The following is a 12,792-nucleotide window of genomic DNA, read 5'->3' as shown; positions in this document are numbered from 1 at the left end:
GTGGTATAGATGGCAAGGCAGCCAGCAAATAAAGAGGAAAAGCAGTGTGAAGCTGCTAAATACACAAAGACACAGCTGATTATTGCAGCCCATTACAGGAATAAGCAGGATCAGATTGACGCACTTCTTGACCCAGGCAAAATGTACACGATAGCAGAGGCCGATGAAGTGATTGAAAAGTATATGAAAGGTGAGGTGGAATAATGTTTGGTGGTGGAAGTTTTACAAGCCAGAACAAAGTACTCCCAGGGAGTTATATTAATTTTGTAAGTGCTGCACGTGCCGCGGCGGCTGTATCGGATCGTGGAATCGTAGCGGTCCCGCTTACTCTTAGCTGGGGGCCGGAGAAAACCGCGTTCGAGGTGACCGCAGAGGATTTCCAGAAGAATTGTATGGCAATCTTCGGTTATCCATACGAAGCCCCGGAATTGCTTCCGCTGAGAGAAGTTTTCCGATATGCAGTTAAGGGCGTCTTTTACCGTCTTGTGGCAGGTACGAAGGCAGCAAACAACTATGCCACGGCAAGATATGGCGGCGTTCGCGGTAATGCAATTAAGATCGTAGTAGCTAAAAATGTAGATGATGAAAGCAAATACGATGTGAAAACATACCTGGATAGTAAACTCGTAGATGAGCAGACGGTGGCAACGGCGTCCGGGCTGAAGGATAACGATTATGTTATTTTCAAAAAAGACAGTACGCTTGCGACTACAGCCGGCATTGCGCTGGCAGGCGGAGCGGACGGGGAGACTCCAACAGGCACAGAGCATTCCGAGTTTCTGGCGGCCATGGAATCTCACACTTTCCATGTACTGTGCTGCCCGGTTACTGATGAATCCACAAAGGCGCTATACGTCGCATACACAAAGCGCTTACGAGATGAGGCCGGTGTAAAATTCCAGACTGTAATGTTCCAGAAGGCCGCAGACTATGAAGGTGTAATTTCGGTTGAGAACGAAACCGAGGAACTGGCTCATGGGCTTGTATACTGGACGGCAGGAGCAGAGGCGGCCTGTGCTGTCAACAAAACAAACGAGAACAGGACCTACGACGGAGAATACACAGTAAAGGCCGACTATACGCAGACACAGCTTTCTGAAGGGATTAAGGCAGGGAAATTCATGTTCCACAAAGTGGGGAATGAAATCCGTGTGCTGATGGATATCAATACCCTTACTCATTATACGGATGAGAAGAGCGAAGACTTTTCAAGCAATCAGACTATCCGTGTGCTGGATCAGATCGGTAATGATATCGCGTCTATGTTTAACGATAGATATCTCGGAAAGGTTCCGAACGATGATGCAGGCCGTGTAAGCCTGTGGAACGATATTGTTACATACGGGAATAAGCTGGCCGGCATTAGGGCTATTGAGGCTGTCACAGCTGATAATATAACAGTTGAAAAGGGGCAGAATAAGCGGTCTGTTACAGTGAGTTTCCCCGTAGAGCCGATTAACTGCATGAGCCAGTTATACATGACTGTGGTAGTACAGTAGGAAGGAGTAAGGAAAATGTTAAGTAATCCGATTATGAATGCAAAGGACGCAATCAGCGCATCACTGGCAGAGTGTTTCGTTACCATCGAGGGAAACCGGTATAATTTTATGCAGGCGATCAACCTGGAAGCAAAGATCGAAAAAACAAAGTCCGAAATTCCGATTCTGGGAAAGACGGGAAAGGGAAATAAAACAACGGGCTGGAAAGGAAGCGGATCAGCTACCTTCCATTATAATACAAGCGTTTTCCGAAAACTCCTGTATCGGTATAAGGAGACGGGAGAGGACGTGTATTTTGATATTCAGGTCACAAACGAGGACCCAACAGCCGGAGTGGGACGCCAGACCGTTATTTTAAAAGATTGTAACCTCGATGGTGGAATCCTGGCGAAGTTTGACGCAGATGCGGAATATCTGGATGAGGATGCAGATTTTACCTTCGAGGATTTTGAAATTCCAGAGACATTTGGTGATCTCACCGGTATGCAGTAAAAGAAAGAGAGGATAAGCGATTATGGGAGATTTAAGCAGATTTTTAAAGAAGAATAAAAAGACGAAAGAGAATATTAAAATTCCGGCAACCATGTCTTTAACGGATGATAATGGGGCTCCTTTATTGTGGGAGGTTAAGCCGCTTACTACAAAAGAGGATAACGCTATCCGTGAGGCATGTACGGTTGATGTACAGGTAACAGGAAAGCCGAATGTGTTCCGGCCGAAATTCAACGGTACACAGTATGTCACAAAAATGTTAGCAGCCTGCGTGGTGTTCCCTAATTTAAATGATAAAGAATTACAGGATTCTTACGGTGTTATGGGGGCTGAGCAGCTGGTTACGGAAATGCTTGACGATCCCGGAGAATTCAACGATTTCATAAACCGGGTCCAGGAGTATCATGGATTTAAAGAAACGTTTCAGGACAAGGTAGAAGAAGCAAAAAACTAATCGAGGGGGACAGCCTGGAGGCGAATATCGCATACTACTGTCTCCATAAACTCCACAAGTGGCCGCATGAGTATTTGGAACTTGACGAGATGGAACAGGCTTATGTAGCCGCTGCGGTGGAGATCAAAATTAAAAATGATAAAGAGGCTGAGAAGAGGTTAAAGCAAAAGAGCAAAGGGAAAAGACGGTAGATTCTGGAATAATAATATGGTATGATATGCTCATAAGAGAAAGGAGCGTGTACCATGGGATTGTTCGGAAAAAAGTCAGAAGTAATAAAAGAATTTAGAGTTGTTTATTATGAAGGGAGTTTACCTGGTATAATTTCAGATGATGCACTGAAAATATCTGCTGAGGGAGAATTTCTCGTTATTGACGATTTAACTAACCATAATCAAGTAAAGCTAAAACTGGATAAAATATATGGAATAGAGATATATACAGAAAAAACATACATGGAAAAATATAAAGGGAATGCCCCTTTAGCTGGCGGGAAAAAAGATTTTTATGTGTTTCATTATTTGACAAAAGATAATATTGAAAAACGTTTTGATTTATGTGACGTTTCAGCTAAAACAATGGGGGAGATAGCTAAATTGGTCAAAATTGTTCAAAAGAACGTTAAACCTAAAACTTATGAAATTTGAAATTTGGCACCTTGAGTAATCAGGGTGCTTTTAGTTTGCTTTAAAGGAGGTGAATGTATGTCGGTAAGTTCAACAATGCAAATAAATGATCGTATGACGCCTGCACTACAGTCTATAACAGCGGCCATGAATATGATGGTAAGTAGCTTTTCGGCAGCACAGACCGCATCCGAAACAGCTGTTAATAGCGCTCAATGGAATGCTACAACGCAAGCAGTACAGGCAGCTTCAGCAGCGGTTGAAGAATACCAACAGGAATTAGAAGCTGTACAAAATAAGCCAGTCACAGTTCAGGAACCGGCATGGAATAGTGCTATGACAGTTCAGACACCTTCCGTCTCTGGATCAGAACAATTTCAGCAGGAATACCAAACAGCAAACACAGCAGCTCAACAATTGTACCAGACTCAACAGGCAATTTCTTCACAGGCACGTAACATGACTGTGACGCCTCCGGGAATGCTTAATGATGTGGCGGCAGTGGAAAACCGTATGCAGGCGCTTTCCTTGCGTGTACAGGAGATTAATAACATTCCTATTGATATGCGTACTGATAAAGTCAATCAGGAATTGGTGACGTTGAATGGTCAATTGAGTCAGGCAACCTCTATTCAGGGAGACTTAAGTGACGCTATGTCCCATATGGATATCAGCGCTGCTAATGCAGCATATAGACAGCTTGTCTCTGTTATGGATACTGCGGAAGTAAATATAAAGGATAATATAGTTGCGCAGGATCAATTTAACAGATCAATCACCGAAGGGAAAGGCGCGGCCACTGCTCTCGGAAGCAAAATAAAGCAGTTTGTTGGTATGTATTTAGGAGTTCAAGGCATAAAAATGGCCGTCAATTTTGTCGGTGATACTACATCATTACAAAATGTCCAAACAGAAGCCGAAACAAAACTAGGGGCAGTTATGCGGCAGCGCATGGGGGCTACTCCTGAAATGATACAGAGCATTAAAGACTTGACATCTGCACAGCAGCAATTGGGTGTTGTTGGTGATGAGGTACAGTTATCCGGTGCACAGCAGTTATCTACTTTTTTAACTACAGATACCGCATTAAGCACTTTGATACCTGCAATGAATAATCTGGCAGTGCAGCAAAATGGTGTAAATGTCAGTTCCCAGGATATGGTCAATATCGGTAATATGATGGGAAAAGTTATGCAGGGGCAGGTTGGAGCGCTTACCAGAGTGGGTGTTACTTTTGATGCAGCTCAGGAAAAAGCATTAAAATATGGAAACGAACAGGAACGCGCTGCCACGCTGGCCGAGGTTATTACCAATAATGTAAGCGAAATGAATTCGATTATGGCGGCCACTCCGCAAGGCCAAATACAGCAGATGGCAAACACATGGGGGGACATTAAAGAAGTTGTTGGAGGGAAATTATATCCAGCAGTTATGAGTTTTTTTACCGCAGTAAATACAAATATGCCACGAGCTGAAAGCGTTATAATGGGGGTAGCTGGGGGGCTTAATCTGCTAATAACGGGATTTGGATATATTATAGATTTTGCAGGTAACGCGGCTGGAGTTATTCAAGATAATTGGTCGTGGATTGCTCCAATTATTGGAGGTGTAACAGCTGCGGTGATAGCTTATAATGTGGCTATGGGAATTGGTACAATTATAACCGGAATTGATGCTTTGGCAAAAGGTGTGCAAGGGGCGGCTACAATGCTTGCAACGGGAAAAACTATTGCATATACAGCGTCGCAATACGGTCTTAACGCGGCATTACTTGCCTGTCCGCTAACATGGATAGTAGGAGCTATCCTGTTGTTTGTCGCTGCTATCTATATTGGTATCGGGGCAATCAACAAATTTAAAGGCACGTCTATAAGTGCCACTGGCGTAGTGGCGGCAATATTTGGAACGCTTGCAGCCCATATCGTTAATACATTTATTGTCCCCACATGGAATGGAATAGCTGCTTTCATTAACTTTTTTTATAATGTATGGAACGATCCGGTTGCTTCGGTAAAGATCCTGTTTTATGATCTTGCATCTACTGTGATTGGATATGTTGTCAACATGGCTCATGCGATTGAGGATGTAATCAATAAGATACCGGGTGTACAGGTGAGTATCACAGCTGGCCTTGACAATTTTCAAAACCAGATAAAATCAGCGGCACAAGAAGCAAAAGACGCGTCGGGCTGGAAAGAGATTGTTGGATCGATGTCATATATTGATTATTCAGATAATGCAAGTAAGTGGTATGACAAAGGGGCCGCGGGTGAAGCCGCCTTAAAGGATATTATGAGCGGAGGTGCCGGATTCAATATCGAATCAGAGTCCGCAGCACAAACAGCCTTAAACACGGGGAGCACAGCGGGCAACACCGCGAAAATAGCCGACTCCATGGACGTGATGGATGAAGATTTAAAATATATGCGTGATGCCGCAGAGCAAGAAATCATCAACCGGTTTACACTGGCAGAATTAAAAGTGGATGTAACAAATCACAATACCCTGAAGACGGAAACAGATTTTGACGACGTAAACCGCAGACTCGGCGAAGATACTGCTGAAGCGCTGGCGGCATTCGCGGAAGGAGTACATACTTAATGGCATACGAAGTATATATTGATGATATGTTACTGCCGCTTCCACCACAGAAGATACCGATCAAATACCCGGGTCAGAATAAGAGTACTACCCTGATTAATGGGGAGGAAATTAATCTGATCCGGCCCCCGGGTCTTGCTGAAATCACAATTGATGTAGTCATACCGCAGATGAATTATCCGAGTGCGGTATGGGATGGAAGTATCAATGATGCAGGGGACTTTCTTGACCATCTTCACGATCTGAAGGAGAGCGGGGCCCCGTTTGAATTTATTGTAATCCGTGATGGTCCTGGGAGAAATGATTTCTTTGATACCAATATTGATGTAACCCTTGAAGATTACAAAGTATCAGACGATGTGAAAGAGGGATTTGACCTGGTTGTATCACTGACCATGAAGGAGTATAAAAGCTACGGGACAAAGATCATGAATTTTGTGATTGTGGAAGATCAGCCCGTACCCGAAGCCGAGGAACCGGAGCCGCAGCGGCCGGCAGAGGTACCAGCAGCAAAAACTTATACCGTACAGAAAGGTGATTGCCTGACTCTTATAGCAAAACGCCAACTGGGAAACGGGACCCGATGGCGGGAAATCTACGATCTTAACCGCGACAAAATCAGCAATCCTAACATGATTCAAATAGGCTGGGTACTCACTTTACCAGCATAGGGGGGCTTAGCTATGGAAGTGCATTTATATATCCAAAATAACCAGATCGTATATGAGCCGGTTGTTAATGGGAGCATTACTTGGGAGACACACCGCAGTGGTCAGCCAGGAAAATGCTCCTTTTCGATTATTCCAGACTCGAAGCTTATAATTGAGGAAGGAAATGCGGTAAGGCTGGATGTAGCCGGTAAACCTGTTTTCTTTGGTTTTGTTTTTGAGAGAAGCTGGAGCAGTGATGGGATTGTGAAAGTAACTGTTTATGACCAGCTGCGCTATTTAAAGAATAAAGACAGCTATAATTATTCGAATCTTACCGCGGGACAGATCATTCAGACGATTGCCGGAGATTTTAACCTTCAGACTGGCATACTTGCCGATACAGGTCAGCCGCTTTCGAGGAATGAAAAGGACAGCACCCTTTTCGATATTATCCTAAATGCATTGGACTTAACAATGATCTATACTGGAAAAATATATGTTCTATATGATGATGTGGGAAAATTAACATTACAGAATGTCGAAGATATGAAACTGGATATCATGATTAATGATAAAACTGCTCAGGATTATGACTATAAAATCAGCATAGACAGCGATACGTATAACCAGATCAAAGTATATTATGATAACAGTGACACAAAGAAGCGTGAAACATACATGGCAAAGAATACAGAGAACATCAATAAATGGGGCGTGCTCCAGTTAAATGAGTCTATCGATAAAGGCGCGGACGGGCAGAAGATAGCGGAAACTTACTTGAAAATACACAATCAGCCATCGAAAAGCTTGAACATTAAAAACGCTTTCGGTGATATCCGTGTCCGGGCCGGGTGTCTGATCCCGGTTTTCCTGGACATAAAGGATATGCAGCTTAAAAACTATCTACTGATAGACTCTGTTACCCATAAGATTGATGAAGGAATTCATACGATGGATTTGAAACTGAGAGGAGCTGGTATCAATGGCTGATAATGATTGGATCATGAATCTGCGCAGAATTGTGCTCCAGGCCATAGAGTCAGAGAATCCGTGCGATATTCTCCCAGGGATTGTAACAAAAAATGCACCGCTGGAAATACAGATCGATCAGAGAAATATCCTGAATGCAGAACAGATACTCGTTCCTGAAGCAATGACGGATCACATACAGGAAATGGTGATTCCGGGAATCGGAACAGTCAGAGCGACAATTAAAAACGCGCTGACGGCTGGAGATAAAGTGCTGCTGATTCAGGAACGCGGCGCCCAGCATTATCTTGTTGTAGACCGCTGGCAGAAGGGAGGATAATATGTTACCGGATACAGGCAGTATTTTGAAACAGGATTTTGAAATTAAAGAAATACCATCAAAAACATTTCGGATCAATGACGATACGGTATCTGGCTATGTGGACGGTATCGAAGCAGTAAGGCAGGCCATATACTGCATCCTTAATACAGAACGGTATGACTGGGTTATCTATAACTGGAATTATGGTGTTGAACTGAAGGACTTATTCGGTAAAACGATTGGAGTAGTAAAATCAAAAGTAAAGAAAAGAATCAGAGAAGCATTGATGCAGGATAACAGAATCCAGAGCGTTGATGCTTTTACTTTTGAGGTTTCCGGTAAAAAATTGATAGTTAAATTCACGGTGCACACAAAATATGGTGACGTCAGCGCGGAGAAGGAGGTGCAAACATAGTGTATGAAAACATGACATATGAGACGATCCTTGGAAGGATGCTCAATAAAGTACAGGACTATAACGCCGGAATAGATACCAGGCCGAGTTCTCCGATTTACGCCGCCCTGGCTACAGCTGCTATAGAGTTAGAGGCTATGTACGTAGAACTGGAATATTATATGGATCAGTTTTTTGCAGATACGCAGAACCGTGAAAATCTTATTAAGCGCTGTCAGGAGTTGGGGATCACTCCATATCCTGCCACAAAGGCAGTATTGAAAGGTGAATTTAATATTGACATTGCCATCGGGTCACGCTTTTCACTTGGCACTCTAAATTATAGTGCCATAGAAAAAATCAGTGACAGGGTATATAAAATGGAATGTGAGACACCGGGAACCGTCGGAGGCAGAAGCCTGGGTTCCATGATACCAGTTGATTATATTGCCGGATTGACACGGGCGGAACTTACAGAGGTGTTGGAAGATGGAACAGATGAAGAAGATACAGAGCATTTACGGGACCGCTTTTATACGGCTGTTCAGAAGCCTTCTACCAGCGGTAATGTGTATGACTACTATAACTGGTCCATGGAATGCGCCGGAGTAGGTACTGCAAAGGTCTTCCCACTGGCGGACGGTCCAGGAACCGTTAAGATTGCGGTTACTGATGCGGATCAGAGCGGGGCCGGAATGGAACTATTGGAACGAGTAAGAGACCATATCAATGAACTGCGTCCCATCGGCGCCACCATATCCGTTGTCTCTGCCGTGGAAAAGCAGATTAATATACGCGTAAAAGTCAGACTACAAAATGGTATGAACTTAGGTACTGTACAAAACCTGTTTGCATTGTCAGTAGGAGATTTCCTGAAAAATTACGCTCTTAAGGCTGATTATATCAGTGTGGCACGGATCGGGAATCTATTAATCAATACAGAGGGCGTAGAAGATTATGCTGACCTACTCCTGAATGATGCCGCGCAGAATGTAAGGCTGACAGAACTTGAAACTCCGATTATTGGAACCGTGGCGCTGGAGGTGATGTAATGGTGTTGACAAGTTTTTTGGAAAAATTAAATAAGGTTGACGGAAACATATATGTAATAGAAGAAAGTGTTGACTTGAAAGATGGTGTATACAGTGGAACCTTAGAGCATGATAACATCAATCCAATGACGCTGACAGTACATACAGGCCCTAAACTCACCGGGGACCGGATAGAAACATATGCATTATCTACGCCCAGCCTTACTCCATGGAAGCGAGAGATCAGGATATATGCTGACGTACCGCGGGTTTATATCAGCTATGAGTGTGATGGTGATACTGTGGAGGCCGAGGACATCAATAATGTACAGGCTGCTATCAATATGACACAGAAAGCTTTAAATGAAGAAGAGAGCAGAGCCGAAGATGCAGAAAAAGAGCTTGGGAGAATCATACAGAGCGAAACAGATAGGGCAATAATGGCAGAACAGCAGATTGATGAAAAGGTGAATGAAGAGAAGCGCCGCGCAGAGGGAGCCGAGAAAGTTCTTACCGATAATCTGGCATTGGAGTCGGCCAGGGCTACAAAGGCTGAAAAGAAGCTGACAGAAGATCTTTCTGCTGAGATAACACGTGCAACGGGAGTAGAGGCAACGCTAACCGAAAATCTTTCTGCCGAAACCGAAAGGGCCAGGGAAGCAGAGCGGAAACTCACCGCTGATCTAACTGCCGAAGTGACAAGATCAAAGGCCGCAGAAAAGACCAATGCAGATAATTTAACAGCAGAAGTAGCCCGGGCGAAAGCCGCAGAGAAGGTTAACACGGACGCAATTACGACAGAAACCAACCGGGCGAAGATAAAAGAGACGGAATTACAAGGGAATATCCAGGCTGAGGCAGGAAGAGCCACGGCAGCTGAAGATTCGATACGAAATATCATTAGCACAAACAAGCCAAATTGGGATGATAAGTATACAAAGAATGAGGTGGATAATAAGTTTTCTGCGCTGGAAACGGCCATCGACTGGAAAGAAGCGGTTAATACCTTCGCGGACCTTTCGACTACTTACCCTCATCCGGATGATGGTTGGACAGTAAATGTTAAAGACACAGACTATACCTACAGATGGAGCGGTACAGCGTGGATTGCGATCTCAGCCAATGCGATCCCAAAAGCGACCCAGAGCGTGGACGGACTTCTTTCCAAGGAGGATAAAGCGGCTCTTGATGATACGAACGCAAAGAAGCATACCCACAGCAATAAGTCTACTCTGGACAAACTGACAGAAACGTTACTGGCAAATTGGACAGATGCCTATAATAAGCGGCACGAGCACGGTAATAAGTCGGTGATTGACAAGATTACTCAGACTCTGCTTGATAATTGGACGGCAGCATACACGCACATCGGTGATGCCGTGAAGCATATCACAGCGACAGAGAGAGCAAACTGGAACGATGCAAACAGTAAAAAGCACACCCATGAAAATAAGAGTATCATCGATAACCTTACTCAGGCCATGCTTGATAAATTGTCAGGAATCGCTACTGGAGCAGAGGTTAATGTACAAGCGGACTGGAATGTCGTAGACGAGAACTCAGATGCCTATATCAAAAACAAACCGAGTGCTATGCCAGCCAGTGATGTATTGGCATGGGCTAAGGCAGCTAATAAGCCGGCATACAGTTGGTCAGAAATCACGAGTAAGCCCAGTACTTTTGCGCCGTCAGCCCATAACCATGTAAAAAGCCAGATAACAGACTTTCCGTCTTCTATGCCTGCATCTGATGTAGCGGCATGGGCGAAAGCCGCGGCGAAACCTTCCTATGGCTGGACTGAGATAACAGGTAAACCGAGTACCTTTGCACCATCTACGCATAATCATACGAAAAGTCAGATTACTGATATTCCAACAAAACTATCTCAGTTTACGAATGATTCAGGTTACATTACACAGGCTGATGTGGACACGAGCCAGAGCCATACCCATAGTAATAAAACAATTTTAGATAAGATCACGCAGGCCATGCTTGATAAATGGAATAGTGCTTTGACTGCATTGCCAGTTCATACCCACACAAAATCACAGATAACTGATTTTCCAGCATCATTACCGGCAAATGGCGGTACGGCAAATTATGCGAATTACCTTAATGTTAATAATATAGCGGCTGATACAGACCTTAATACAATTACAACACCGGGATATTATTATTGTCCAATGAGTTCGACTGTTGCAACATTTAAAAATAGCCCAACAACAATGTCTTTTTTCATGGAAGTGGGAAAACACGCTGGGACTTATCAGAGACTTGTGGAATATGTGACCAGCACACCGAGAACATTTGAAAGGAATCTCTATAGTGGCACGTGGGGAACATGGAAAAATATTACCGTATTAACTCCTGTTCCAGTAGGAGCAAAGTTTACGGATACAGTTTTCCAACACCCTGATAGTGGAGTAACCGCCGGTACTTATCAAAACGTGACAGTAAATGCGCAGGGGCATGTGACTGGTGGCACACCACAGGGACCCTTTACTTGGAATCAGGTTCATGGGGCTTATACATGGGATCAGCTGAAGGGGGTGTAATTGGTGTATGGAAAATCACGATATGGATTAACTAAATACGCTCAGGAAGGTGCAGCGGACCAGTATGAGGAAGAATATTACCATGATGTTTCCCGATATGTTCCAGATTATCTTATCGAAAAAAGAGAGCCAAAAGTTTCGTGCCTTGCGGAAGGTTACGAGATCGGGCTGGCATATCATAATATACGCGATTCATTTGACCAGTTATTTCTTGCCAGTGTGACATGGGCTATTGGAAGATGGGAAAAAATGTATGGTATTGAAACCAACCTTTCATTATCATACGAACAGCGGAGAGAAATTGTAGCTGCTAAAATCCGAGGTCAGGGAACGACAACTAAACAGATGATTGAGGAAACGGCAGCGGCCTTCAGCGGCGGCGAGGTAGAAGTGATTGAGGATAATCCAAACAGTCACTTTATTGTTCGATTTATCGGAATTAAGGGAATACCACGGAATATGCAAGCGTTTATAGCCATGCTGGAGGAAATCAAACCGGCACACTTAAAGTACACGTTTGAGTATACCTATACAACATGGAATAGCCTTCGGTCACTGACGTGGGATAATGTGTCTGATAAGACATGGGACGGTCTCAGGACTATGCGCGAAATTGAATATCACGATGGCACATGGAAAGGGTTTTCTGGAAATACATGGGATACCGTTGCATGGAAAACGTGGGAAGAGATAGGAAAGGAGTAACAAGATGTTAAGAACAACATATTTGAATTTAAAGAAACCGGAAGGGTCCGATCCGGTTAATGTGCAGGATTTTAACGACAACGCCGATACGATTGACACAGAAGTCAATGCAAGGGTGAAATCCAGTGGGGGAGATATAGCCAATACAAAGGTATCTGCTTTTACAGCTTCTACAGCTAGTTATCCAGTGCCAGCAGCTGGTGAGACACCGAAGGTCTTCATGGGAAAAATTAAAAAGTTCTTTGAGGATTTTAAGTCTTTTAAGGATTCTATTGTTACAAAAACCATGATCATAAATCAAATCTTAAATGATTCCACAAAGGCGGCCAGTGCAGCGACCGTATATAGTGTAAACGAAAAGGTTGATTCGGCAATTAGTGATTTAGCGAACAAACTTGATAGTAGCGCTATAATTGCTCAATACAATAAACTCCAGATTGGGAATGTAAAAATACAATACGGAAAAATGGAGTGTATAGTAAATTTTAACGGGC

Annotated in this window: 14 protein-coding genes; all 14 read left to right on the top strand. The window is 43.7% G+C overall.

The features are described 5' to 3' along the window. The first annotated feature begins 9 nt into the window (after positions 1 to 9). Positions 10 to 204, top strand: a complete 195-nt coding sequence (locus H8S75_RS30975) for a hypothetical protein (protein ID WP_187024767.1) — start codon at positions 10 to 12, stop codon at positions 202 to 204. Beyond that, entirely contained in the window at positions 204 to 1,499 is a 1,296-nt protein-coding gene (locus tag H8S75_RS30970; protein WP_187024766.1) for a phage tail sheath family protein, read from the top strand. The genes H8S75_RS30975 and H8S75_RS30970 overlap by 1 nt, the downstream gene beginning before the upstream one ends. Before the next feature lie 15 nt (positions 1,500 to 1,514). After that, positions 1,515 to 1,991 (top strand): phage tail tube protein, encoded by a 477-nt coding sequence (locus tag H8S75_RS30965; protein ID WP_187024765.1) that lies wholly within the window; start codon positions 1,515 to 1,517, stop codon positions 1,989 to 1,991. A 22-nt stretch (positions 1,992 to 2,013) separates the two neighbouring features. Continuing rightward, the gene (locus H8S75_RS30960; RefSeq protein WP_187024764.1) at positions 2,014 to 2,445 is read left to right on the top strand and encodes a phage tail assembly chaperone; all 432 of its coding nucleotides are present in this window, start codon (positions 2,014 to 2,016) and stop codon (positions 2,443 to 2,445) included. Positions 2,446 to 2,690: 245 nt separating this feature from the next. Continuing rightward, positions 2,691 to 3,092 (top strand): hypothetical protein, encoded by a 402-nt coding sequence (locus tag H8S75_RS30955; RefSeq protein ID WP_187024763.1) that lies wholly within the window; start codon positions 2,691 to 2,693, stop codon positions 3,090 to 3,092. Positions 3,093 to 3,149: 57 nt separating this feature from the next. Next, complete coding sequence (locus H8S75_RS30950) at positions 3,150 to 5,672, top strand: phage tail tape measure protein (RefSeq protein ID WP_187024762.1); 2,523 nt, start codon at positions 3,150 to 3,152, stop codon at positions 5,670 to 5,672. Continuing rightward, entirely contained in the window at positions 5,672 to 6,343 is a 672-nt protein-coding gene (locus H8S75_RS30945; protein WP_187024761.1) for a LysM peptidoglycan-binding domain-containing protein, read from the top strand. Before H8S75_RS30950 ends, H8S75_RS30945 begins: the two co-directional genes overlap by 1 nt. A gap of 12 nt (positions 6,344 to 6,355) precedes the next feature. Next, positions 6,356 to 7,312 (top strand): XkdQ/YqbQ family protein, encoded by a 957-nt coding sequence (locus tag H8S75_RS30940; protein WP_187024760.1) that lies wholly within the window; start codon positions 6,356 to 6,358, stop codon positions 7,310 to 7,312. Further along, complete coding sequence (locus H8S75_RS30935; RefSeq protein ID WP_187024759.1) at positions 7,305 to 7,631, top strand: DUF2577 domain-containing protein; 327 nt, start codon at positions 7,305 to 7,307, stop codon at positions 7,629 to 7,631. The genes H8S75_RS30940 and H8S75_RS30935 overlap by 8 nt, the downstream gene beginning before the upstream one ends. 1 nt (position 7,632) lies before the next feature. Beyond that, complete coding sequence (locus H8S75_RS30930; protein WP_187024758.1) at positions 7,633 to 8,028, top strand: DUF2634 domain-containing protein; 396 nt, start codon at positions 7,633 to 7,635, stop codon at positions 8,026 to 8,028. Next, entirely contained in the window at positions 8,028 to 9,059 is a 1,032-nt protein-coding gene (locus H8S75_RS30925) for a baseplate J/gp47 family protein (RefSeq protein WP_187024757.1), read from the top strand. Before H8S75_RS30930 ends, H8S75_RS30925 begins: the two co-directional genes overlap by 1 nt. Next, the gene (locus H8S75_RS32960) at positions 9,059 to 11,593 is read left to right on the top strand and encodes a pyocin knob domain-containing protein (protein WP_243270536.1); all 2,535 of its coding nucleotides are present in this window, start codon (positions 9,059 to 9,061) and stop codon (positions 11,591 to 11,593) included. Before H8S75_RS30925 ends, H8S75_RS32960 begins: the two co-directional genes overlap by 1 nt. 3 nt (positions 11,594 to 11,596) lie before the next feature. After that, positions 11,597 to 12,298, top strand: coding sequence for a putative phage tail protein (locus H8S75_RS30915; protein ID WP_187024756.1), 702 nt, complete (start codon positions 11,597 to 11,599; stop codon positions 12,296 to 12,298). 4 nt (positions 12,299 to 12,302) lie between these two features. Further along, a partial coding sequence (locus H8S75_RS30910) for a hypothetical protein (RefSeq protein WP_187024755.1) occupies positions 12,303 to 12,792 on the top strand: 490 nt, incomplete at its 3' end.

The sequence above is a fragment of the Hungatella hominis genome (assembly GCF_014288005.1).
Taxonomy (GTDB): domain Bacteria; phylum Bacillota; class Clostridia; order Lachnospirales; family Lachnospiraceae; genus Hungatella; species Hungatella effluvii.
The sequence above is the reverse complement of the archived record's forward strand: the minus strand, read 5'-3'. Positions and strand labels throughout refer to the sequence as shown.

Bases quoted from the DNA above. Each gene is read 5' to 3' on its own strand.
- H8S75_RS30940 (WP_187024760.1), top strand. From the start codon at position 6,356: ATGGAAGTGCATTTATATATCCAAAATAACCAGATCGTATATGAGCCG.
- H8S75_RS30970 (WP_187024766.1), top strand. From the start codon at position 204: ATGTTTGGTGGTGGAAGTTTTACAAGCCAGAACAAAGTACTCCCAGGG.
- H8S75_RS30960 (WP_187024764.1), top strand. From the start codon at position 2,014: ATGGGAGATTTAAGCAGATTTTTAAAGAAGAATAAAAAGACGAAAGAG.
- H8S75_RS30945 (WP_187024761.1), top strand. From the start codon at position 5,672: ATGGCATACGAAGTATATATTGATGATATGTTACTGCCGCTTCCACCA.
- H8S75_RS32960 (WP_243270536.1), top strand. From the start codon at position 9,059: ATGGTGTTGACAAGTTTTTTGGAAAAATTAAATAAGGTTGACGGAAAC.
- H8S75_RS30930 (WP_187024758.1), top strand. From the start codon at position 7,633: ATGTTACCGGATACAGGCAGTATTTTGAAACAGGATTTTGAAATTAAA.
- H8S75_RS30965 (WP_187024765.1), top strand. From the start codon at position 1,515: ATGTTAAGTAATCCGATTATGAATGCAAAGGACGCAATCAGCGCATCA.
- H8S75_RS30975 (WP_187024767.1), top strand. From the start codon at position 10: ATGGCAAGGCAGCCAGCAAATAAAGAGGAAAAGCAGTGTGAAGCTGCT.
- H8S75_RS30935 (WP_187024759.1), top strand. From the start codon at position 7,305: ATGGCTGATAATGATTGGATCATGAATCTGCGCAGAATTGTGCTCCAG.
- H8S75_RS30950 (WP_187024762.1), top strand. From the start codon at position 3,150: ATGTCGGTAAGTTCAACAATGCAAATAAATGATCGTATGACGCCTGCA.
- H8S75_RS30955 (WP_187024763.1), top strand. From the start codon at position 2,691: ATGGGATTGTTCGGAAAAAAGTCAGAAGTAATAAAAGAATTTAGAGTT.